This window comes from Deinococcus arboris (assembly GCF_009755355.1).
GTDB classification, from domain to species: Bacteria; Deinococcota; Deinococci; order Deinococcales; family Deinococcaceae; genus Deinococcus; species Deinococcus betulae.
Genome location: NZ_WQLB01000024.1, coordinates 19,974 through 41,428, shown reverse-complemented (window position 1 = coordinate 41,428; position 21,455 = coordinate 19,974). Strand labels below are relative to the sequence as shown.

Here is a 21,455-nt window from a genome sequence, read left to right as displayed (position 1 = left end):
CCGCAAGGGGTCAGGAGGCCAGTGACCTAGAGCACCGCGCGCAGCCAAGCGGCGATACGTTCCAACTGGGCAGCAATCAGAGGGTCGCCGTTGTCGTTAAATCCGGCTACGAAAGAGAGGGCGCCGTAACTCAGCACCACACCGCCGAACGCCAGTGCCGAGAGCGCACTCAGGAGGCATCCAGCGGGTTTGACCTTCATGCCTATGACCCTAGCCAACCCCAGGTCGCGGAGCCGCCGCATCTGCCCAGCGTCAGGTTTTTGTAAGACCCCTGTAACCCCCGCCCCCGCACGCTAAGGCATGAGACCAGGCCAGCAGGAGCTGCGCTGGGCGTATCTGCTGTTCGCCCTGCTGGCCCTGGACAGTTTTCTGGTGGCGTGGCAGGTGCCGCGCCCCCTGGCCTTCTGGGTGCTGCTTCCTCTACTGGCGGTGCAGCTGATTGCCGCGTGGCTGGCGCCGCGCGTGGTCCGGATGGTGCGGGGCCACCGCCAGCTCCAGGAGTCTTACGCCGAGGAACTAGCGTTCGCCCGCCAACTGATGGAAAGCGTGGAGCACGGGCTCACTGTGACCGATGAGGACGGCCGCTTTGTGTATGTCAACCGCGCCTACGCCCGGCTGCTGGGCACTGTGCCGGACAAGGTGCTGGGCCGCACCCCGTTCGACTTCACTCTGCCCGAAGACCACGCCCAGCTGCTCGCGGCGCAGGCCGAGCGCCTGGGCGGCCAGAGCTCGTCGTACCGCACGCGGCTGCGCCACCACAGCGGCGCGGCGGTTGAGGTCGTGGTGACGGGGACGCCGCGCTGGCACGCCGGCCGCATCGTGGGCAACGTCGCGGCGGTGGTGCCCCTTCACGAGCTGGATCAGAACTAGTTAACGCCGTCAGGACGGGCTCTGCTTCCAGCAAGCCCCTTTATCTTCACCGCTTCTAAACTTGAGCCGACTACACTCAACTCTATTGACAGTCTTCAACTGTGGGCCTATGATGGATGGCAGTCAGAACTGCTGCCCACACGGCGGCAAATCCCTACCCTTACAGGAGTCAACATGCCCAAAGCCGTTGGAATTGACCTTGGTACCACCAACTCCGTTATCTCTGTCATGGAGGGCGGCCGCCCCGAAGTGATCGTGAATGCCGAAGGCGCCCGCACCACCCCCAGTGTCGTGGCCTACAAGGGCGACGAGCGCCTGGTAGGCCAGATTGCGCGCCGTCAGGCCGCGCTGAACCCCGCCGCGACCCTCTTTGAAGTCAAACGCTTTATCGGCCGCCGCTGGGACGAAGTGAAGGAAGAAGCCGCGCGCAGCCCCTTTACCGTGAAAGAAGGCCCCGGCGGGTCCGTGCGCATTGAAGTGAACGGTAAGGACCTCGCCCCCGAGCAGGTCAGCGCCGAGGTGCTAAACAAGCTGGTGCAGGACGCCAGCGCCAAGCTGGGCGAGAAGATCAAGGACGTGGTCGTCACCGTGCCCGCGTATTTCGACAACTCCCAGCGTGAAGCCACCAAGCAGGCCGGCGAGATTGCGGGACTCAACGTGCTGCGCGTCATCAACGAGCCCACCGCCGCCGCACTGGCCTACGGCCTGGAGCGCAAGGGCAACGAGACCGTGCTGGTCTTCGACCTGGGGGGCGGCACCTTCGACGTGACCATCCTTGAACTGGGCGACGGCGTCTTTGAAGTGAAGTCCACCTCCGGCGACACCCACCTGGGCGGCGCGGACTTTGACCAGCGCATCGTGGACTGGCTGGCGAGCGAGTTCCAGAAGGACAACTCCTTCGACCTGCGCAAGGACAAGCAGGCCCTGCAGCGCCTGATCGAAGCGTCCGAGAAAGCCAAGATTGACCTGTCAAGCGCCTCGGAAACGACCATCAGCCTGCCCTTTATCACCTTCGACCCCGAAACCCGCACCCCCATGCACCTGGAGCGCACCCTCAGCCGCGCCAAGTTCGAGGAACTGACCGCCGACCTGCTGCGCCGCGTGCGCAAGCCGGTGGAACAGGCCCTGGCCGACGCCAAGCTGGATGCGAGCAAGATTGACGAAGTGATTCTGGTGGGCGGCTCGACCCGTATTCCGGCTGTCAAGCGCATCGTGCAGGACATCATCGGCAAGACGCCCAACGAGAGCGTCAACCCCGACGAAGCCGTGGCGCTCGGTGCTGCGGTGCAGGCCGGCATCATTCAGGGCGACTCGGCGCTGGGCGACATCGTGCTGGTGGACGTGACGCCGCTGACGCTGGGCGTGGAAGTCAAGGGCGGCATGATTGCGCCGATGATTACCCGCAACACCACGGTGCCCGCCAAGAAGACGGAGATCTACACCACCGCCGAGAACAACCAGCCGGGCGTGGAGATCGTGGTGCTGCAGGGCGAGCGCCCCATGGCGAACGACAACAAGTCGCTGGGCCGCTTCAAGCTTGAGGGCATCCCGCCCATGCGCGCCGGCCAGCCGCAGATCGAAGTCACCTTCGACATTGATGCCAACGGCATTCTGCACGTGACCGCCAAGGAAAAGACCAGCGGCAAGGAAGCCAGCATCCGCATTGAGAACACCACGACGCTGGACAAGGGCGATGTCGAGCGCATGGTCAAGGAAGCCGAGCAGAACGCCGCCGCCGACAAGCAGCGCCGCGAGAAGGTCGAGAAGCGCAACAACCTCGACTCTATGCGCGTGCAGGCGCTGGGCCAGATTGAGGAAAACGAAGGTGCCTCGCAGGACGCCAAGGACAAACTCAAGGCCGCCGCCGACGAGGCCGAAGAAGCGGTGCGCGCCGACGACGACGCCAAGATTGACTCGGCCCAGAAGCGCCTGGAAGAAGAACTCCGTTCCTTCATGACGGCGGCGCAGGCCGGAGCACCGGGCCAGGACGCGGGTGCCCAGGGTCAGCCCCAGGCGAACAAGGCCGACGACGACGTGATTGACGCGGATTTCAAGCCCGCCGAATAAGCGCACCTCCTCCGCAAGACCACGACCACCCAGGGGAGAGGACGGCCAGCGCGCCGCCTCTCCCCTCCTGTTCTCCACTACTCTGGAACCAATGTTCCGCAAGCGAGGCCCCAAGATGACCGACGATCAGCGTAAACCGGACGACACCGAGACCAAGACGATAGACGCCGAAACCGAACTGGATGTGCCTGACACCGACACCGACAATCTGGACGAAGACCAGGACGCCGCCTTCCCAGGTCTAGACGGCCTGGACGAAGGCATGCTGGGCCAGGTGCAGGAAATGATGGCCAAGCTGGGCCGCGCCGATGAACTGGAAAAGGAAAACGCCGACCTGAAGGGCCGCCTGGCCCGCCTGGCCGCCGACTTCGAGAACTACCGCCGCCGCACCCAGGAAGACGTGCAGGCCGCGCAGGGTCAGGGCGTCAGTAAGGCCGCCGAAGCCCTGATGCCCGTGTATGACGACATGGACCGCGCCGTGACGATGGGGGCTGCCGATCCGGCCAAGCTGGTGCCCGGCATGCAGGCCGTGCAGGGCAAGATTCTGAACGTCTTCTCTAGCCTGGGCCTGGAAGTCACCGGCAAGGAAGGCGAGGCCTTTGACCCGCAGTGGCACGAAGCGCTGCAGGTGGTGCCCGGCGACGAGGACGACGTGATTGTGCAGGTCTACCAACTGGGCTTCCGCATGGGGGACCGCTTGGTGCGGCCAGCCCGCGTGGTTGTGAGTAAAAAGGGTTGAGGGGGACGCGTTGATGGGTGATGGAGCACAGCAGAGGCGTCAGCCATCAACAGCACGCGACCCGCTGCATGGGGTGACGCTGGAACGGCTGGTGACGCACCTGCACGACGAATACGGCTGGGAGGAACTGGCACGGCGCATTCCCGTTAAATGCTTTCAGACCAACCCCAGTGTCAGCAGCAGCCTCAAATTTCTGCGCAAGACACCCTGGGCGCGCGAGCAGGTGGAGCGGGAGTATCTCCGACTTGGGCAGAAGGAGAAAGTCAATCCATTTATTCGGATGCTCAAGCACCAGGAAGCCCAAGAGCTTGCAGCGTTTATCGCGTCCGGCGACCCCTACGGTACGCAGACAAAGGCTCACAAGGCCTTGGCGTGGTCGTTACGTCATCTCCAGCCGACACCAGAAAATTTACAGCTCTTCCTCTTGCCGCTTCTCCAATTCCTGCAGGATGCGAACTTCTGGCCGGACAGTGAGAGCATGCCCCTGCTGAACCTCGCCATTGACCGGGACGCGCCGCCCAGTTTCATCCGCGAGCTGCTGCGGCGCGGCGCTGACGCCAATGACAGCCGGTACTGGCTGCCGCTGCTGCATACAGTAGACACCGAGGGTCTGGCTTACCGCTCTGGCCGCCGGGCACCGCGTACCGATGTGCTAGACCTCTTACTGACCCACGGCGCCGACCCCCAGCAGACCGACCCACGGGGCCACACCGCCCTGGAGATGGCCCACGCTTACGGCCTGAAGGCGGTCGTCAACAAGCTGGCCCCCTCTCCTTCGTCCTCTTGACCTTTGTTCCTGCCGTAAGGAGGCGCCATGGCCTATAGGGATTATTACGATGTGCTGGGCGTGTCGCGCGGCGCATCCGACGCTGACATCAAGAGTGCGTACCGCAAGCTGGCCAAGCAGTACCACCCCGATAAAAACGCGGGCGACGAAAAAGCCGCCGAGAAATTTAAGGAAATCGGCGAGGCCTACGCGGTACTGTCGGACCCCGAGAAGCGCAAGGTGTTTGATCAGTTTGGGCATACTGGCCAGGTGCCGCCTGGATACGCAGGGCCCGGCGCTGGCGGCTTTCAGGGCGGCGACTTCGCCGGCTTTGACCCAGGCCAGTTCAGTGATTTTTTCCAAGGGCTATTTGGCCGGGCCGGGGCGCGCGGCGGTGCCCCCGGCGGTTTCCCAGGGGGCGCGCAGGTCAATCTGGAAGACCTGATGGGTGGTTTGGGCGGCGCAGGCCAGGGCCGGCGCTTTGTGCAGAACGTGGAAGGTGAATTGCAGGTCACGCTTGAAGAAGCCTTTAACGGCTCGGATGAAGTGATCAATGTGGACGGCAAGCGCCTCTCGCTGCGCGTTCCTGCGGGCACCCGCGACGGCGCGCGGCTCCGCCTGGCCGGTCAGGGTCCGGGCGGCGGCGACGTGCTGCTGACCATCCGCGTACTTGAAGACGCCCGCTTCGACCTGGACGGCGACCACCTGAGCACCAGCGTGGATGTGCCGGCCCCAGTCGCGGCGCTGGGCGGCGACGTGACGGTCCAAACTCTCTCGGGCAAGGGCAACCTGAGCGTGCCGCCGGGCAGCAGCGGCGGGCGGCGCATGCGCCTGCGCGGCCAGGGGTGGCCCCGGCGCGACGGCACCCGAGGCGACCTGTACGTGAAACTCAATGTCACGGTGCCAGCCGCACTCACGGACGACCAGAAAGAGCTGTACCGCCAGCTGCGTGAGCTGGGATAAGGCTTAGGCGAAAGAAGACCCACCCGCGCATTGGGGTGGGCTTCTTTTCGGTGGATTACCGAGATGTAGGCCTTCAGCAAGCGCCAAGCTGATGCTTCTCAGCACGCCGCCCGCTATCAATGTCGGGCGAGAGAGTCCATCAACCCGCAGCAGATGGCCTTTAAATCGTCGGCTGGCTGATGCCTTGCAGGGCCTTTTCATCGGCGCCGCCGCCCGTGCGGGTGGCCAGGTCGGCCAGGCTCACAATGCCGACCACCCTGCCTTCTTCGGTGACCGGCAGGCGGCGCACCTGGCGCTGGGCCATCTGCTCCGCTGCGGCCTGCACATCGGTCTGGCTGTCCAGGGTCAGAACGTTGCCGCTGGCGTAATCGCTGGCAGCGCTGCCCAGGTCGTGCCCATAGGCCACCGCGCGAATCACGATGTCACGGTCAGTCAGGATGCCGCGCAGCTGGTCGCCGTCCATAATCAGGACGTTGCCAATGTCCTGCTCCCGCATCAGCGAGGCCACCTCTTTTAAGGTGGCGCCAGCATCGGTGGTCGTCAGGTCGCTCGTCATAATGTCTTTGAGGGTGGTCATGCCCTGACGGTAGGGCGCAGTCACCAGCGCCCGCGTGGGAAGAGGCCTAAGAGCTGCCCTGGAAATCTACAGCCAGTCTTGAGTTAGGAGCTTCGCGCCAGGCTGCCGATGAGCCTTCACAGCTTCTTCTTGTGCCCAGATCCGCGCCTCTTTCCTGCCCTACAGCAAAAAGCACCTGGAACTGCGTGGCTCCAGGTGCCCTGAACACATCTAGGTCTTACTTCATCAGCCACTCGAAGGCGGTCTTGACGAGGATGTTCCGGCTGTTGGGGGTCAGCCCTTCCAGACCGAAGCCCATCGTAACAGTGCGGTAGTTGCCGCCGTCGTTGGCTACAATCGCGCCAGCATTCTCACCAGCATTCTGGGCGGTCACGCGCGGACGGTTCTGGGTCTGCGCCTGGGTGTTGCCACCCAGAATCTGCCCCAGTACGTTGTTGATGATGTTCACGGCAATCTGCTCGACCAGGCCACGCGGTTCCTGCACCTTCTGGGCGGCGCGGGTCTTGTTGGGGTCCACCCGGATGCTCTGGGCCGTGATGGTGCCGGCTGTGGCGTTGGCGGTGCCCCACGAGGCCACCACGCTGCTGCCGCCCTGGTCGGCGATCACGTCGGGGTAGTACTGGTTGCCCGCGCTGCCCTGAGCGTTGAGGGTAAAGGCCGTATTGCCAAAGGCGCCGCGCGTCACGAACTTCGCCTGGCCACTGCTGTCGGCCACAAAGCGGGTTTTCAGGGTGCCGGTGTAAAAGGCGCTGGTGCCAATGTCATAGCCGATGTCCTGGCCGGTGACGAGCAGGTTGCCGCCGCCCGCCACATACTGCCGCAGGGTGTTCTGGTCAGCCGCCGTGATGGTGTTCTGGTACTGCTCGCCCGTGGCCCACACCACGATATCGGCGCGCTGCATCTCGCTCAGGGGCACCGCGCCCTGGCTCTGGGTATTCCACACGAAGGCTCCGCCGCTGACCGCATTGGCCTTGACGGCGTCACGCAGCGCAGCCGTCACATCGGCGCCCTGGCCCATGTCGTCGTCAACCAGCAGCACGCGAGGCTTTTTGCCGGTGCTGGGGGCCGGCGTAGGGGCCGGCGCTGGGGTAGGCGCAGGCGCCGTACCGGGACGGTCCTTGATAAAGCAGCCCTTGCGTTGGTTGGGGGCAGGGTCGCGGCCCCAGTCGGCCACGGTGCAGTTAAAGCCGTCGGTGCCAACACCCGTCAGATACTTGCCGTCGGTGCCGAACGCCGCGTCTTTCTGGCCGCTGAAGTTGCACTTGCTGCCTTCAAGGGCACAGAGGCTGTAGCCGGCCGGGCCGGTGGGCTGGGCCGCTGGAGGAGTAGGAGTGGGTGTTGGGGTCGGGGTTGGCGTAGGGGCAGGTGGGGTCGGCGTGGGTGTGGGCGCCGGGGGCGTTGGCGTGGGTGCTGGGGCTGGGGTCCCGCCCGCCGTCACACCCAACTTGCCCAGGGCGCCGGGCACACTGATCTGACCGTAACCCACGTTGTTGTTCTTGCTGCCGGCATTGCTGGCACTGGTGTACAGCGCGTTCTTAATGGCGTCCACGCTACTCGTTGGCTTGGCCGAGAGCAGCAGGGCCACGGCCCCAGCGGCAATCGGACTGGCCTGCGACGATCCGCTCAGGGCGCCGTACTTGCCATCTGGGAAGGCACTGGTGATCTCCACACCGGGGGCCGCGATGTCCGGCTTCACGAACACGCCCTTGATGGTGCTGTTCCAGTTCACTGGGCCACGGCTGCTGAAGCTGGCCACGTTGCCGCTCTGGTCCACCGCACCCACGCCGATGGCGTCCGGGAGGTTGCCGGGGCTCCCGGTGCTGCCAGCAGTGGGGCCAAAGTTACCTATAGCAAACACCGGCACCACACCCGCCTGAATCATGTTCTGCACCGGCACAATAAATTCGTCGTAGGTACCGGGAATCCCCAGGCTCATGTTCACCACGTCGGCGCCGTCGTCGGTGTCGGCGTTATTGTCGGGGTCCAGCACATACTGCATCCCGGCAATCACCTGGGCAAAGGTGCCCTCGTTGTTGGGCAGAACCAGGGCGCTGATGACCGTGGCGCCCGGCGCCACGCCCACCGTGTCGCCCACCAGCAAGCCAGCGGTATGGGTGCCGTGGTTGGTGGTGTCGCGCGTGGCGGCACCCTGCACGCGGTCGCCCGCCGCGTTGAACTCGGCAAAGGCCCTGACCTTGCCGTTCAGCTGCGGGTGAGACGCGTCAATCCCGCTGTCCAGATGCCCAATCTTGATGCCCTGGCCCTTAAAGCCGGCGGCCCAGGCCTGCGGCGCCCCAATTTTGGCCAGGTGCCAGGCCTCGCCTGGGGCAGCAGCGGCGGCGCTCAGGGCCACGGCGCGCTGGGGCTTGGGAATTTCCACCTTGAAGTTCTCGAACACGTCCGAGACAAAGGGCAGCAGCGCCAGCGCACGCGCCTGCACCGGGGTCATGGGCAGGTAGATACTCTGGTCCAGCCACAGCTGCGTGGCCTTGCCCGAGTTCAGGGCCTGCCCCACGAAGCCCGCCACCGGCCCCAGCTGGGCCAGCTTGGTGTTCAGCTGCTGGCGCAGGTTCTTGAACTGGGCGCGGCCCCGCTCGTCGTTGGCAAACTGAAAGCGCACAATGACGCCCACCTGAGTCTGGTCACCCTTCTGGGCGCGTTGCAGCAGGGTCGGGGACAACCGGCCAGCGCTGGCCTCGGACAGGCCGCCCAGGGTCAGGGCCGCGCCGAGCAGGAACACATTCCGCTTCATCATGCCGCTCAGGGTAGGGGCCGGGGCGTGACGCGCCCTGAAGAGAACGTGAGGAGACCTTGACCTCCCGTCAGGCGGGCATCAGGGGCAGGGGACCCTGCGAAGCGCCAGAACAATGCTAAGGCGGAGGGCCGCCTCATCTGCGGCCCCGTCTCTAGAAAGTCCACTGCGCTCCCCAGCTCAGCGGGAGTAATCCACAATCAGTTCGCCCGTGTCCACCTTGTGGTTGATCATGCTGGTGCGCTCGTAACTCAGCAGAATGCGGCCACTGGCCAGCTGCAACAGGCTCAAGGTCCCTTTGACGGCCCGGCCCTGAATTCCGCTGCCGCCAAACACTTTCCACTGAAAGCCAGAGCGCACTTCCAGCCCCCGGCTGGCGTCGTTGTTCGGCGCCACATTGACCGGCTGGGCGCTGAAGCCCTCGGGGCAGCGCATCTCACCGGTTTTCAGGTCAATGGTTACGCCACGCAGCACGCCGTTCATGGCCGGGCCGTCCCCAAAGGTAACACGGTTGGCGTCTCTGGTCACGGCCAGGCGGAAGCTCTTGCCCGTGGACACCAGGGTTTCCTGAAACACCACATACCGCTGGAAGTCACTCAGGGAGACGTTCAGGCGGGCGTCGTACGTCGGCTTGACGCCGCGCGCCGCGCTGACCACAATCTGGCGCAGGACACTGGAATCACCGCCCACGCTGGCCACTTTCAGTTCCAGGTCAACGGTCGAGATACTGGGCCGGCGCGCCAGCAGGGTGACACTCTGCGCCGTCTGGGGCAGCAGGGTCAGCAGCCGGGCCTGCCAGCCGCTGGGCAGCGCCGGGGTCACGGGTGCCCCAGAGGTCTGTCCGGCGCACAGCAGGCCGAACAACAGGGCAGAAAGAACAGAGGGCCGGGCCAGCATCATGCATCCGCGAGCATAGAGCCGCCGCGTGAGAATCTCCCGCTGACAGACAGCCCGAAGATGAACCGTCCGTCAGGGAAGGATCAGGTATCGGGGGAGTGCCGGGGGTACAGGCGACGGCCCTACGCAGGACAGCAGCCCACCTTCGACGTGAAAGTGGGCCGCTCTGGATTGAGATGAAGCGGGTGGGCTTACGCCTGCCCGACGCTGCCCAGGACGCGCAGCTTGTGCTCGATGACCTGGCTCATCACGTCGCGGGCCGGGCCAAAGATCTTGCGGGGGTCAAACTCCTTGGGGTTGGCCAGGAGGGCTTCGCGGATGCCCACGGTGCTGGCCAGGCGCAGGTCGGTGTCCACATTCACCTTGGCAATGCCGTGCTGGGTTGCGCGCTGCAGGTCCTCGTCGGCAATCCCAGCCGCCTCGCCAATCTGGCCGCCGCCTGTGCGAAAGCGCTCCACGATTTCCGTCGGCACACCGCTGGAACCGTGCGCCACCAGCGGAATCCCGGTCAGCTCGGCAATCTTTTCGATGCGGGCGTGGTCAATGTAGGGCCGGCCCTTGCCCTTGTAGGCGCCGTGGCTGGTGCCGATGGCAATCGCCAGGTAGTCGGTGCCGGTCTGCTCGATAAACTGCACAGCCTCTTCGGGGTCCGTCAGGAAGGCGTCTTTCTCGTCCACGACGATGTGCTCTTCGATGCCGCCCAGGCGCCCCAGCTCGCTTTCTACGCTGATGCCCATGGCGTGCGCGGCTTCCACGACGCGGCGGGTTTCTTTGACATTCTCGTCAAAGGGGTGGTGCGAGGCGTCAATCATGACGCTGGTAAAGCCCATCTTGATGGCTTTCAGGGCCGACTCGTAGGACGAGCCGTGGTCCAGGTGCAGGGCCACAGGGACAGTCGCGCGCGTGGCCAGGTCAATGACGATGTTGGCCAGGTCCTGCCCGCCGTATTTGATGGCGCCCTCGCTCATCTGCACCATCACGGGGCTGCGCAGCCGCTCTGCGGTATGGATAATCGCCTGGGTGATTTCCATGTTGTTCGTGTTAAACGAGCCGACGCCGTACTTGCCAGCGCGGGCGGGAACCAGAATGTCATTGCCGGTCACGAGCATGTGAGTGCCTCCTTGTAAGCGACCTCACTTTACCTGCCCGGCGCGCCAGTGCGTCCACACGGTCAGGTCAACCCCTCAGGCGCGGCGTAGCATGGCAGCCATGAGCCTCTCCCCTGCTCCGGCGGTTGACCTCGGCGCGGCCCTGTCGCGCCGGGCACAGAGCATGAACGCCAGCGCCATCCGCGAAATCCTGAAGGTCACCCAGCGCCCCGAAGTCATCAGCTTTGCTGGTGGCCTGCCCGCCCCAGAACTGTTTCCAATCGAGGAGGTGCGGGCGGCGGCCAACACGGTGCTGGACCGCTATGGCCCGGCGGCGCTGCAATATTCCACCACCGAGGGGCACCCGCCGCTGCGCGAGTGGCTGGCGGCCCAGGCCGGGATTCCGGCGGCCAACGTGCAGATCATGACGGGCAGCCAGCAGGGGCTGGACCTGCTGGGCAAGGTGCTGATTGACGAGGGAGACACGGTGCTGGTAGAGGCCCCGACCTATCTGGGCGCCCTGCAATCGTTTCAGCCGTACCTGCCGCGGTACGTGCAGCTGCCCACCGACGACGGCGGCATTGACGTGGAGGCGCTGGAAGAGGTCCTCAAAACCACCCCGGCCAAGCTGCTGTACGCCGTGCCCAACTTTCAGAACCCCACCGGGCGCACCCTGAGCGCCGAGCGGCGGCGCCGACTGGTCGAATTGACCGCGCAGTACGGCGTGCTGGTGATTGAGGACGACCCTTACGGCCAGCTGCGCTTTACTGGCGAACCCGCTCCCAGCCTCTACAGCCTGGGCCTGGAATTCCACGGCGACCCGGACCGCAATCACGTGATCTATTCCAGCTCGTTTTCCAAAACGCTGGTGCCGGGGCTGCGCGACGCCTGGGTGCAGGCGGCCGCGCCCATCATGACCAAGCTGATTCAGGCCAAGCAGGGGGCAGACCTGCACACGCCGACCTTCAACCAGATGATCGTGGCCGAGCTGGTGCAGGAGGTCCTCCCCCGGCAAATCGAGCGGGTGCGGCAGGCTTACGGCGAGCGGGCGCGCTTCATGCTGGAGCGCGTTCAGGCTGACTTCCCACCCGAGGTCGCCTACACCATCCCGCAGGGCGGCATGTTCCTGTGGCTGACGCTGCCGCAGGGGGTGGACACGGCCGCCCTGTTGCCTGCCGCCGTCGAGCGGCGGGTGGCCTACGTCCCCGGCAGCCCCTTCTACGCCCTGGGCGGCGGCGAGAACACCCTGCGCCTGAGTTACACGAGCGCCACCCCCGCCCAGATAGAGACCGGGATTCACGCGCTGGGCGACTTGCTGCGCGGGGCCCTGTGACGCAGGCCACGCCGGGGGTGCTGGCCGAGGTCCGGCGCGAGCGTGAGCGCCAGGACGCCAAATGGGGCGAGCAGAACCTGGACCCCGCCGTGTGGCTGATGATTCTGGGCGAGGAGGTCGGGGAAGCCAACAACGCCGCGCTGGAACACCTGATGGGCAACGCGCGTGACCTGAGCCACTACCGCACCGAACTGCTTCAGGTGGCGGCCGTGGCTGTGTCGGCGGTCGAGAGTCTGGACCGGCAGCAGGCCCGGCTGGCGGCCTCTACCAACCAATGACTGCCTCTGCGCCCCTGGGCGTCTTCGACTCTGGCGTGGGCGGCCTGAGCATCCTGGCCGAACTGCGCCGCGCGCTGCCCGGCGAGGACCTTCTCTATCTGGCCGACACCGCCCACGTGCCTTACGGCGCCCGGCCCGACGACGAGATTCGCACGCTGACCGACCGCGCTGTGACCGCTCTGCACGCCCAGGGGGTCAAGGGCGTCGTGGTGGCGTGCAACACGGCGTCTGCTTTTAGCCTGGGGCACCTGCGCGCCCGCTTTGACCTGCCGGTGATCGGGCTGGTTCCCGCTGTAAAACCGGCTGTACAGGCCACGCACAGCGGCGTGGTGGGCGTGCTGGCCACCCCCGGCACGCTGCGCGGCACCCTGCTGGCCGAGGTCATCCGGGAGTGGGCCAAGCCCGCAGGGGTGCAGGTCATCAAGGCCGTCAGCACCGAACTCGTGCCGCTGGTCGAGGCGGGGCAGGCCGACAGCGAGCGCACGCGGGCCGTCCTGCGCGACATCCTGACCCCGCTGGCGCAGGCCGGAGCCGACCAGTTGGTGCTGGGCTGCACCCATTACCCTTTTCTGGCGGGCAGCATCCGCGCCGAGTTCGGGAACACCTTCACGCTGCTGGACAGCGGCCCGGCGGTGGCGCGCCACACCCGCCGCGTGCTAGAAGGCCGGGGCCTCCTGTCGGGCCAGACTGCGGGCGGCACCGAGCGCTACCTCGTGACCGGCGACCCCAGGACGGCGGCGCCGGTGCTGACCACCCTGCTGGCCCGCAGCATGCACAATGGGACCCAAGACCACCGGGCGGCCCTGACGCCCAGAATCGAGACCATTCAGACATGAGCGCCCCACACCCCCCCAAACTGCCCCCCCGCGAAGGCCGCGACCTTCTGACGCCCCGCCCTGTTACGGTCAAGCGCGGCGTGAACCCCCACGCCCCCGGCAGCGCCCACCTGAGCATGGGCCGCACCGAGATTCTGGCCACTGTGACCCTGGAAGACAAACCCGCGCCGCACATGCGGGGCAAGAAAGAGGGCTGGCTGACGGCCGAATATTCCATGCTGCCGCGCGCCACCACCGACCGCCAGGCCAGGGAGCGCAACTTGCAAAATGGCCGGCGACACGAGATTCAGCGCCTGCTGGGCCGCGCCCTGCGCGCCGGGATGGACCTGCGCTTTTTTCGCAACCAGACCATCTATGTGGACTGCGACGTGCTGGTCGCCGACGGCGGCACCCGCGTGGCCAGCATCCTGGCCGGCCACGCGGCGCTGCACGACTTCTGTGACCGCCTGATTCAAAAAGGCCAGCTGACCGACTGGCCCATTGTTCATAATGTGGGCGCCATCAGCGTGGGCCTGCTGGGCCAGGAGGTGCGCGTGGACCTCGACTACGCCGAGGACAAGGTGGCGCGCGCCGACCTGAACGTGGTCGCCACCGACACCGGCCTGATTATTGAGGTGCAGGGCGGTGCCGAGGAGGGTGCCCTCACCCACGAGGAATACGTGGGGCTGCTCCAGGCCGGCACCGACGCCGTGGGCGGCGTGCTGCGCGAGCTGAGCCGGCAACTCTCAGTGATTCAGGGCCTCTGAAGGTGGCCTGGGCCGGGGCTGCGCTACACTCCGGGGCAGTTCAAAGGCGGGGCCGTTTCAAGGAGGGCACATGAGCGTGACGAGATTCATCGGGCGGGCGCTGCTCGCAAGCATCTTTATCAAGAACGGCCTGGACCACCTGCAGAACCCCGAACCTATCGTGCGCGCCGCGCGCGGCGCCGAGGTCCCCGAACCCGAATTGGCCGTCAAGGCCAACAGCGGCGTCATGGTGGGCGCCGGCGCCCTGCTGGCCCTGGGCCTGGTTCCGCGCCTCAGCAGCACGGCCCTGGCCGCCAGCCTGATTCCCACCACCGTGATCGGCCACCCCTTCTGGGACAAAGAGGGCAAGGAGCGCGCGCAGCAGCAAACGCAGTTCCTGAAAAATCTGGCCCTGCTAGGAGCGCTGCTGATGGTGACCGCGCAGGACTGAAGAGCTGGATCGGCGTCGCCCAACTCAAGTGCTTAATGTCAGCAGGAGGCCACCCGGGCCTCCTGTTTTACCGGTCCAGCAGCGGCTGAATGTCAGGGTCAACCGGGGTTTCCAGGCCCGGAAACTGCCCAGCGCGGTTGGGCCAGATGAGCTGAAGGGCGGCCACACGCCTCTGCCCAGAGAACCGTTGGGCCTGGCCCAGATACTCGTCCTGATACAGGTCTCTGATGGTCCCGAACAGCACCTCAGCGCCTTCCAGAATGGCGTCAGAACGTGTGCCGACCTGAAACCTCTGCCCATCACGCACCAGTTTGCCGGCGACATTCAGGACAGCGTGCATCGTAGGCAGCGGGAGACCGAAGATCAGCAGTTCAGGATGACCATAGGTCGCCGTCAGACCGATGGTGTACGCGAACCCTGGGCCCTCGGCATCTGCAGGCACCATCACGACATGCCAACCAAACTGCTCTACGTTGGCCAGCACCTTCTGGAGGGAGGGATGAAGAGGCGGGGCCATCACAGCACCCGGAGGCGGTGGAAAATCCCAGCCAGGGTGCCCGCCAGCAGCAGCGCCAGCGCCAGCACGATCCAGATGCCGTTGGGGTTCTGGGCAAAGGGCACCGGCACATTCATGCCAAAGATGCTGGTCACCAGCGTCGGAATGGCCACCAGAATGGTCGTCACGGTCAGCACCTTGACCACCTGATTGACGTTGTTGGAAATCACACTGGCAAAGGCGCCCGCCATGCTGGTCAGAATGTTGCTGGCAATACTGGCCATTTCGATGGCCTGCAGGTTCTCAATCAGCACGTCGTCTAACAGGTCGCGGTCTTCCTCGTACAGCTCGAAGATGCGGTCACGCTTGACCCGTTCCATCATGGCCTCATTGGCCTTCAGACCGGTCAGAAAGTACACCAGGCTCTTTTCCAGCTTCAGGAGGTTCAGCAGTTCGCGGTTCTGCTGACTATTTTCCAACTTGTCTTCAATGGCGTCCACGCGCTTGTTGATCTGCCGCACGTCAATCAGAAAGCGCTGGGCGTTGCGCAAAAACAGTTGCAGGGTCAGGCGGTTTTTCTTGACAGTGCTGACCCGGCGCACCAGCCCGCTGATCACGTCACCTATCACCGGGTTTTCGGGCAGGGCACACACGGTCACCAGGCAGTGGTCGGTGTGCAGAATGCCCAGCGGCACCGTGTCATAGGGAATGTCGCTGTCTTCGGCCAGGCGGTAACTCGTCTGCATGATGATGAGCAGCTGGCCGTCTTCCCGCTCAAAGCGGCTGCGCTCGTCAGGGTCGAGCGGATAACTCAGGTAGTCGAGGTCCAGGCCGGTCTCGCGGCTGATGCGGGCCAATTCTTCCGGAGTGGGGGCTGCGGCGTTAATCCAGCCGCCGTCAACGTAGCCGTCCGTGGTGGTCAGTTTGCCGCCGATGCTGCGGTAATACGTCAGCATGGGGGCCTCGGGGGGGTATGGCGCATGACGCGACCTCCAGAAACAGGGGAAAAGAGGAAGGCCAGCACAAACTGGGCGGTTCGCCGTCGGGGGCAAACAGGTCTGGGGTCACGTCATCACCTCCTCAGGGCCGCGCGCAGGGCGCCGCGCTGCCATGCTAGCCCTGCGGGCCAGGAACGGGCAAGAGCCATAAAAATCCCTCCCCGCCGGGTGGCGCAGGAGGGTGAGCAGAGGAGCGGCGCTTACAGCCCGAAATGGGCGCGGTTCTTGACGATAAAGTCTTCCTCGCCGCCGGGAACGTCCTCTTCGGGAAAGATGGCGCTGACCGGGCAGGCCGGCACGCACGCGCCGCAGTCAATGCACTCGTCGGGGTGAATGAGGTACTGGTCACCGCCGTCGTAGATGCATTCCACCGGGCACACCTCGGTGCAGGCCTGGTCCTTGACGCCGACGCAGGGGCTTACGATTACGTGAGGCATGGGGGACAGTATGCACACCCCGCCTGCGCGCCGCAAGGGCGCAGGCCACCCTCTTTTTGACGTTCAGGCGCGCAAAACCGAGCCGTCAGCTCAGGATTGGGACGCGGTTCAGGAACCGGGTGGGCGGGCCAGGTGGGCCTCGGCCAGGGCCAGGTCGCTGCCTTTGTCCACATCGGTGCCCACGGCGGCGTGGGGGGTCACCAGGGCGCGCGCCTTGACCCCCAGCAGCGCCGAGACCCGCCCCTCCAGGGCGGCCACACTCAGGCGGCCCGTGACCAGACGCAGCAGCACGCCGGGGCCAATCAGGGCGGCCAGTTTCAGAGGCGCCTTGCGGGCGGCCAGCACCTCGCGCAGCCGGGGCAGGAACGCGCCGATCAGGGCCGGGTCCAGCACAAAGAGGTTGCCGCCCGTAAAGGTGCCGTCTTTCAGGCGGGCATAGGTGCGCTTGACGCCGGGAAAGGCGGCCTCGCAGGTCTGGCGGGTGACCACCGGGTACACCAGGCCGGCGTCTCTGGGGGCCGCGCGCAGCACGTCGCGCACCTGCTCGGCCGTCAGCAGCGGAATATCGGCCGTGACCACCAGCACACGCTCCCCCGCCGCCAGGCCCACGCCGCCGCGCAGCGCCTCGACGCCCGCTTCCAGATTGCTCAGCAGGGTGCCGTGATCCGTGACGCGCAGGTCAATCTGGGCGTCCAGCGCGGGCGTGGTCGGACCCACGTAGGCCACCCGGCCAATCAGCCCACTGCCCCGCAGAGCCGCCAGCACCCGCTCGGCCATCGGCACGCCGGCCACCGGAATCAGCGGCTTGACGCTGACGCCGTGCGCCGCCGCAAACGGGTCGCCGGGGTCGCCGCCGCCCAGGACCACGGCGCTGTAGCGCGCTCCGTCTTCGGTGTTCATTGGCCGTCAGGGTAGCAAAAAGGCGCCGCCCTGCCGGAGAGCGGAGTGGGGTCGGTCTGGGTCCTGCCCTGAACCTCCTGAGAGGAGCGAAGTGGGCTCAGCTTCGCCTCAGTAGGAATGACCAGCATGGCAAGAGAAGCTGAAGCGCCTGGAGAGGACCGCTGTTAGGCCTCAGGGCCAGCGGTGGCCCCAGCCCCCTGACCCGGCAGGTGCAGCTGGGCCGCAAAGCCCTGACCCGGCGCACTCACCAGGGTCAACTGGCCGCCGTGAAGCGCCGCCACATGCCGCGCCAGCGCCAGCCCCAGGCCATGCCCGCCGGTGTCCAGGTTGCGGCTGGCGTCGGGGCGGTAAAAGGCCTCGCCCAGCCTCGCCAGGGTGTCGGCGTCCACACCGGGACCGTCGTCCCGGACGGTGACCAGGGCGCCGCCCCCCTGGGCTTCCACGCACACCGTGACCGCCGCGCCTGGCGCGTGCCGCACTGCGTTGGTGGTGAGGTTCCAGATGGCCTGACCCAGCAGCACCCGGTCACCCGCCACGGTGACCGCCTGGGAGGCCTCCAGGTCCACGTCGGCCAGGGGGTCCAGCTCGCGGGCGCGGTCCACGGCGTCGGCGGCCAGGTCACGCAGCGGCACCGGCGCGCGCTGCACGGCCGCCGGGTCGCGGGCCAGCAACAGCAGGTGGTTGGCCAGAGTGGCCAGCCGGGCGATATCCGTGCCGATTTCTTGCAGGTCATGGCGGTAACGCGCGGCGTCCCGGTCACGGGCCAGGCTGCCTTCCACGCGGGCCGTCAGGGCAGCCAGGGGCGAGCGCAGGTCATGGGCGGCGGCGCGCAGAAAGCTCTGCTCGCGGTCGCGGGCATCGGCCAGGCGGGCAAACGAGCCTTGCAGGGTCAGGGCCAGCCGGGCCAGCTCATCGCCCTGACCCGCCCCTGGTAAGGGCCGGCGCAGATCGCCGCCTTCGCCCACGGCGCGCGCCGCTGTTTCCAGGCTGCGCACCGGGCGCAGCAGCCGCCCGGCGACCACCCAGCCCACCAGCAGCGACAGCGCCAGGGCCAGCGGCAGCAGCAGGGTCAGGGCGCGGCCAAAAGCCCGCTGGGCGTCGCCCAGGGCGCGCGCGTCCAGCGAGATATGCAGCCGCGCCGCGCCGCGCAGGTCCCGCACCAGCACCAGAAAGGCGCCGTCGCCACTCTGGTGCAGGCCGGGCGACAGGGTCAGTGGCACCCCCGCCGGAAAGGCCTGGGTGCCCACCGCCTGCACCTGTCCCCCCTGCGTGCTGACCACCCGCAGATTCAGCCCCTGGCCGTTCAGGTCGCGGGCAATGCGTTCCAGGTCGCTCTGCGAGATGGTGGTCACCCCCAGCAGAGAGGGCAAGAGGTCCTCCATCCCGCCGGCCTCGGGGGGACGGGGGCGGAACAGGCCCTCCACTCGCCCCTGCACCGCTTCCAGGGCACTACTGAGGCGCTGCTCCTGGGCCTGCCGCAAAAAGCCATTCACCGACAGGTACAGGCCACCAGCCACCAAGGCCACCGCCAGACCGGTGGCCAGCGCGGCCCACAGCGCCAGCCGGGCGCGCAGGGTCAGGCCTGGCCGGCGCCCAGCCGTCAAGGGCGCAGTTACTGGCACAGCGGCGCCTCAGCGCTCGGCACGGTAGCCGCGTCCCCGCTCGGAACTGATGGCCTCGGGGGCCAGTTTGCGCCGCACGTAGCGCACGTACACATCCACAATGCGCGCCTCGCCCTCAAAGGTCGGTCCCCACACCCGGTCAATCAGGTCTTCGCGGGTAAACCAGCGGTCGGGGGCCAGCGCCAGCGTTTCAAGCAGGGCGTATTCGCGCCCGGTCACGGCGACCTCCTGGCCGTCCCAGGCCACCGTGCGGGCCACCGTGTTCAGCAGCCCGCGCCCACCGGCAAACGAGACGCGCGGCGCGCCGTCCCCCCGCTCCCGGCGCGACAGGGCGCGCAGGGTGGCCAGCAGTTCGGGCATGGCAAAGGGTTTGACCAGATAGGCGTCCCCGCCCAGGTCCAGGCCCTCGACCCGGTCCCCCAGTTCGCCCCGCGCGGTCAGAAACAGAATGGCCGAGTCCACACCCTGCTCCCGCAATTCACGCGCCACGGCAAAGCCGTCCATACCGGGCAGCATCACGTCCAGCACCACCAGCGGAAACTCGCCCAGTGCAGCCTGCTCCAAGCCTTCGGGACCGGTCTGCGCCCAGGTGACGGCGTAGCCCGCTTCCCGCAGCGCCTCGGCGGTGGGCTGCGCGATGCGGGCGTCGTCCTCCACAAGCAGCAGTCTCATGAGGGTCAGTGTAGGCCTGACGGTTAAAGCGGCCTTAAAAGACCTCCTACGGCCTCCGCTTAAAGCGAACTGCGACGTACACGGTGCCCACCTGGCTACTATCAGGCAGTGCAAACCGAATCAACAGAAAAGGCCCCCGCCATAGAGGCCGGGAGCCTGGGAGGAGCGGGGCTTAGAAGAGGCTGTGGGCCTTGAGGCTGGCGGTGGTGGCAGCGGTCATAAAGACCCACTGGGCACCTGCCGGAGTGCCGTTGCGCATCGTTGCGGAGGCCGCCACCGTGCTGGTGCTCGGGGTCAGGCTCACATACGTCCAGTTCCAGCCCTTGACCAGGCGCACGTCCACATCAGCCGTCGAAGTCACTTTGCCAGCGGTGTCCTTGCATTCCACCTTGCCCTTCTGGGTCACGTTGCGGTCAACGTAGGTCAGAATCGCCAGGTTGGTCGTTTTGCCACTCACGCTCATCAGTTCAATTGCCTTGTCATTGGCGGCGTCCACCCGGAAGGATGCGGCATTGCCCTGAACGTCCTTATCGCTCACAACGACGCTATCCGTGCAACCTGTAGTCGTGACGGAGGAGAGCTTCTTGAGAGGAGGGACCGGCAGGGTGCCCAGGACAAAAGCACCCTGCGCGCTCAGGGCCGTTTCCGTCAGCAGTTTGTTGGTGTTGCCGTCGGCAACGTCCACCATGACCTTACCCGCGCCGCCGCTCCAGGCCTTGGTGGTCAGGGTCACATCGCCCGTGGTGCTGTTAATGGTCTGCGTGCCTTCCACCACCGTACCGCTCACGCCGGTGACGGGCTTGGGGGTGTTGAACAGGTTGCAGGAGGCCAGGGCCAGGGGGGCCAGCAGAACCAACATCATGTGCTTTTTCATCAACTGGAGAAGATACACACATTTTTTAGGAATCGCGAGCAACTTTGCCCTGCTTGGCCTATGATCCCAACGCCCGCCAAAGCGCCCACCCCAGCAAGACCATCCCAATTAAGAGCACCAGCACTAACGCGGGCACCAACCAGGGCAGGCGGCGCTGCACCCGCAGGCTGCGTCCTCTAGCACTGTTCAGCACGTCGCCTGGCAAAGTCCGTGCCGCCAGCGCCAGCAGGCCCGGCACCACCAGCGCGTCATCGGCCAGCCCCAGCACTGGGGTCAGGTCAGGCAGCAGGTCCAGCGGCAGCAGGGCGTACCCCAGCGCCAGGGCGGCCAGCAGTTTGGCGCCAGCAGGGGTGCGGCGGTCGCCCAAGGCAAACAGCAGGGCCAGGGCGTCACGCCAGACGGCTCGGACTCGGGTAAACACCCTCTTCCTTACGGGCTCAGCTGGCCCAGGGTTCCGTGCTAGGCTGTCAGGGTCAGCTGCCCCGTCCAAGGGGTCAGCGCCGGAGGTCAGAAACGCCCCGCTCGCCCCCCGCGAGCCGACGTGTACCGCGAGGACACGTAAAAAGACACGGGAACAGCCGCGCAACCCAGACCGTACTCGCCCTTTGCCGGCGTGGTCCTCTGTTGCCTGCTCTGCCTGTGTCCTGGCGCGTTCTGCCCCCCGGACATGGGTGGCGTTCCCGACTACCGTGCACCGCCCCCATGTGGTACAGTTCGAGCTTGGTGACCCGCCCACGCGGCGGGGGCGCGACAAGTGGTCAGAGCTGGCTGGGGCAGCGTTTCCCGGACGCCTGGCAGAAGGAGAAAGACCATGTTTGCAATCATTCAGACCGGCGGCAAGCAGTACCGCGTGCAGGAAGGCGACGTGCTGCGCGTGGAAAGCCTGAAAGGCGAAGCGGGCGACAAGCTTGACCTGACCCCCATTTTTGTGGGTGGCGACAGCACCGTCTTTGGCGAGGCAGCCAGCCAGTTCACCGTGAACGCCGAAGTGGTGGAGCACGGCCGCGGCGACAAGATTTACATCCGCAAGTACAAGAGCGGCATTCAGTACCGCCGCCGCACCGGCCACCGCCAGGACTACACCGCCATCAAGATTCTGGGCATCAAGGGCTAA

General features: G+C 66.2%; 24 protein-coding genes. 11 read left to right on the top strand and 13 right to left on the bottom strand.

What is annotated here, in order from left to right:
* Nucleotides 1-26: 26 nt before the first annotated feature.
* Nucleotides 27-200, bottom strand: coding sequence for a hypothetical protein (locus GO986_RS15735; protein WP_157460256.1), 174 nt, complete (start codon nt 198-200; stop codon nt 27-29).
* 100 nt (nt 201-300) lie between these two features.
* Here GO986_RS15735 and GO986_RS15730 point away from each other — a divergent pair, with 100 nt between their 5' ends.
* From GO986_RS15730 to GO986_RS15710, 5 genes are all read left to right on the top strand, one after another.
* Nucleotides 301-870: a PAS domain S-box protein gene (locus GO986_RS15730; RefSeq protein ID WP_157460255.1), complete on the top strand. Its 570-nt coding sequence runs from the start codon at nt 301-303 to the stop codon at nt 868-870.
* 174 nt (nt 871-1,044) lie between these two features.
* Nucleotides 1,045-2,937 carry a molecular chaperone DnaK gene (gene dnaK / locus GO986_RS15725; RefSeq protein ID WP_157460254.1) on the top strand — a complete coding sequence of 631 codons (1,893 nt, stop codon included), beginning with the start codon at nt 1,045-1,047 and terminating at the stop codon, nt 2,935-2,937.
* A gap of 115 nt (nt 2,938-3,052) precedes the next feature.
* On the top strand, nt 3,053-3,676 hold the full coding sequence (locus tag GO986_RS15720; protein ID WP_157460278.1) for a nucleotide exchange factor GrpE: 624 nt from the start codon (nt 3,053-3,055) through the stop codon (nt 3,674-3,676).
* 13 nt (nt 3,677-3,689) lie between these two features.
* Complete coding sequence (locus GO986_RS15715; protein WP_157460253.1) at nt 3,690-4,463, top strand: VF530 family DNA-binding protein; 774 nt, start codon at nt 3,690-3,692, stop codon at nt 4,461-4,463.
* 27 nt (nt 4,464-4,490) lie between these two features.
* Complete coding sequence (locus tag GO986_RS15710) at nt 4,491-5,405, top strand: DnaJ C-terminal domain-containing protein (protein ID WP_157460252.1); 915 nt, start codon at nt 4,491-4,493, stop codon at nt 5,403-5,405.
* A 160-nt stretch (nt 5,406-5,565) separates the two neighbouring features.
* Here the strand turns inward: GO986_RS15710 and GO986_RS15705 are convergent, their stop codons facing one another.
* The 4 genes from GO986_RS15705 to fba form a co-directional block, all read right to left on the bottom strand.
* Entirely contained in the window at nt 5,566-5,982 is a 417-nt protein-coding gene (locus GO986_RS15705) for a CBS domain-containing protein (protein ID WP_157460251.1), read from the bottom strand.
* Nucleotides 5,983-6,199: 217 nt separating this feature from the next.
* Entirely contained in the window at nt 6,200-8,734 is a 2,535-nt protein-coding gene (locus GO986_RS15700; RefSeq protein ID WP_157460277.1) for a S8 family peptidase, read from the bottom strand.
* A 180-nt stretch (nt 8,735-8,914) separates the two neighbouring features.
* Complete coding sequence (locus tag GO986_RS15695) at nt 8,915-9,634, bottom strand: hypothetical protein (RefSeq protein WP_157460250.1); 720 nt, start codon at nt 9,632-9,634, stop codon at nt 8,915-8,917.
* Between the two features lie 188 nt (nt 9,635-9,822).
* On the bottom strand, nt 9,823-10,740 hold the full coding sequence (fba, locus tag GO986_RS15690; protein ID WP_157460249.1) for a class II fructose-1,6-bisphosphate aldolase: 918 nt from the start codon (nt 10,738-10,740) through the stop codon (nt 9,823-9,825).
* A 100-nt stretch (nt 10,741-10,840) separates the two neighbouring features.
* On the opposite strand from fba, the gene GO986_RS15685 reads away from it, so the two are divergent.
* The 5 genes from GO986_RS15685 (at nt 10,841) to GO986_RS15665 (ending at nt 14,342) form a co-directional block, all read left to right on the top strand.
* Entirely contained in the window at nt 10,841-12,052 is a 1,212-nt protein-coding gene (locus tag GO986_RS15685; protein ID WP_157460248.1) for an aminotransferase-like domain-containing protein, read from the top strand.
* On the top strand, nt 12,049-12,330 hold the full coding sequence (locus tag GO986_RS15680; protein WP_369409416.1) for a nucleoside triphosphate pyrophosphohydrolase family protein: 282 nt from the start codon (nt 12,049-12,051) through the stop codon (nt 12,328-12,330). Before GO986_RS15685 ends, GO986_RS15680 begins: the two co-directional genes overlap by 4 nt.
* Nucleotides 12,327-13,166: a glutamate racemase gene (gene murI / locus GO986_RS15675; protein WP_157460247.1), complete on the top strand. Its 840-nt coding sequence runs from the start codon at nt 12,327-12,329 to the stop codon at nt 13,164-13,166. The genes GO986_RS15680 and murI overlap by 4 nt, the downstream gene beginning before the upstream one ends.
* Complete coding sequence (gene rph, locus GO986_RS15670; RefSeq protein ID WP_157460246.1) at nt 13,163-13,912, top strand: ribonuclease PH; 750 nt, start codon at nt 13,163-13,165, stop codon at nt 13,910-13,912. Before murI ends, rph begins: the two co-directional genes overlap by 4 nt.
* 70 nt (nt 13,913-13,982) lie before the next feature.
* A complete protein-coding gene (locus GO986_RS15665) occupies nt 13,983-14,342 on the top strand; it encodes a DoxX family protein (protein ID WP_157460245.1) in 360 nt (119 codons plus the stop codon).
* Between the two features lie 67 nt (nt 14,343-14,409).
* On the opposite strand, the gene GO986_RS15660 is transcribed toward GO986_RS15665, so the two are convergent.
* The 8 genes from GO986_RS15660 to GO986_RS15625 form a co-directional block, all read right to left on the bottom strand.
* Nucleotides 14,410-14,859: a DUF4262 domain-containing protein gene (locus GO986_RS15660; protein ID WP_157460244.1), complete on the bottom strand. Its 450-nt coding sequence runs from the start codon at nt 14,857-14,859 to the stop codon at nt 14,410-14,412.
* Nucleotides 14,859-15,794: a magnesium transporter CorA family protein gene (locus GO986_RS15655; RefSeq protein WP_157460243.1), complete on the bottom strand. Its 936-nt coding sequence runs from the start codon at nt 15,792-15,794 to the stop codon at nt 14,859-14,861. The genes GO986_RS15660 and GO986_RS15655 overlap by 1 nt, the downstream gene beginning before the upstream one ends.
* A 242-nt stretch (nt 15,795-16,036) precedes the next feature.
* Nucleotides 16,037-16,273, bottom strand: a complete 237-nt coding sequence (locus GO986_RS15650) for a ferredoxin (RefSeq protein WP_157460242.1) — start codon at nt 16,271-16,273, stop codon at nt 16,037-16,039.
* Between the two features lie 108 nt (nt 16,274-16,381).
* Entirely contained in the window at nt 16,382-17,173 is a 792-nt protein-coding gene (locus tag GO986_RS15645) for a nucleotidyltransferase family protein (RefSeq protein ID WP_157460241.1), read from the bottom strand.
* A gap of 164 nt (nt 17,174-17,337) precedes the next feature.
* Complete coding sequence (locus tag GO986_RS15640; RefSeq protein WP_369409415.1) at nt 17,338-18,795, bottom strand: sensor histidine kinase; 1,458 nt, start codon at nt 18,793-18,795, stop codon at nt 17,338-17,340.
* A gap of 9 nt (nt 18,796-18,804) precedes the next feature.
* Entirely contained in the window at nt 18,805-19,467 is a 663-nt protein-coding gene (locus tag GO986_RS15635) for a response regulator transcription factor (protein WP_157460240.1), read from the bottom strand.
* Nucleotides 19,468-19,639: 172 nt separating this feature from the next.
* Nucleotides 19,640-20,329, bottom strand: coding sequence for a hypothetical protein (locus tag GO986_RS15630; protein ID WP_198170720.1), 690 nt, complete (start codon nt 20,327-20,329; stop codon nt 19,640-19,642).
* Nucleotides 20,330-20,399: 70 nt separating this feature from the next.
* Entirely contained in the window at nt 20,400-20,762 is a 363-nt protein-coding gene (locus tag GO986_RS15625; protein WP_369409414.1) for a DUF1232 domain-containing protein, read from the bottom strand.
* A gap of 390 nt (nt 20,763-21,152) precedes the next feature.
* On the opposite strand from GO986_RS15625, the gene rplU reads away from it, so the two are divergent.
* Entirely contained in the window at nt 21,153-21,455 is a 303-nt protein-coding gene (gene rplU, locus GO986_RS15620) for a 50S ribosomal protein L21 (RefSeq protein ID WP_157460237.1), read from the top strand.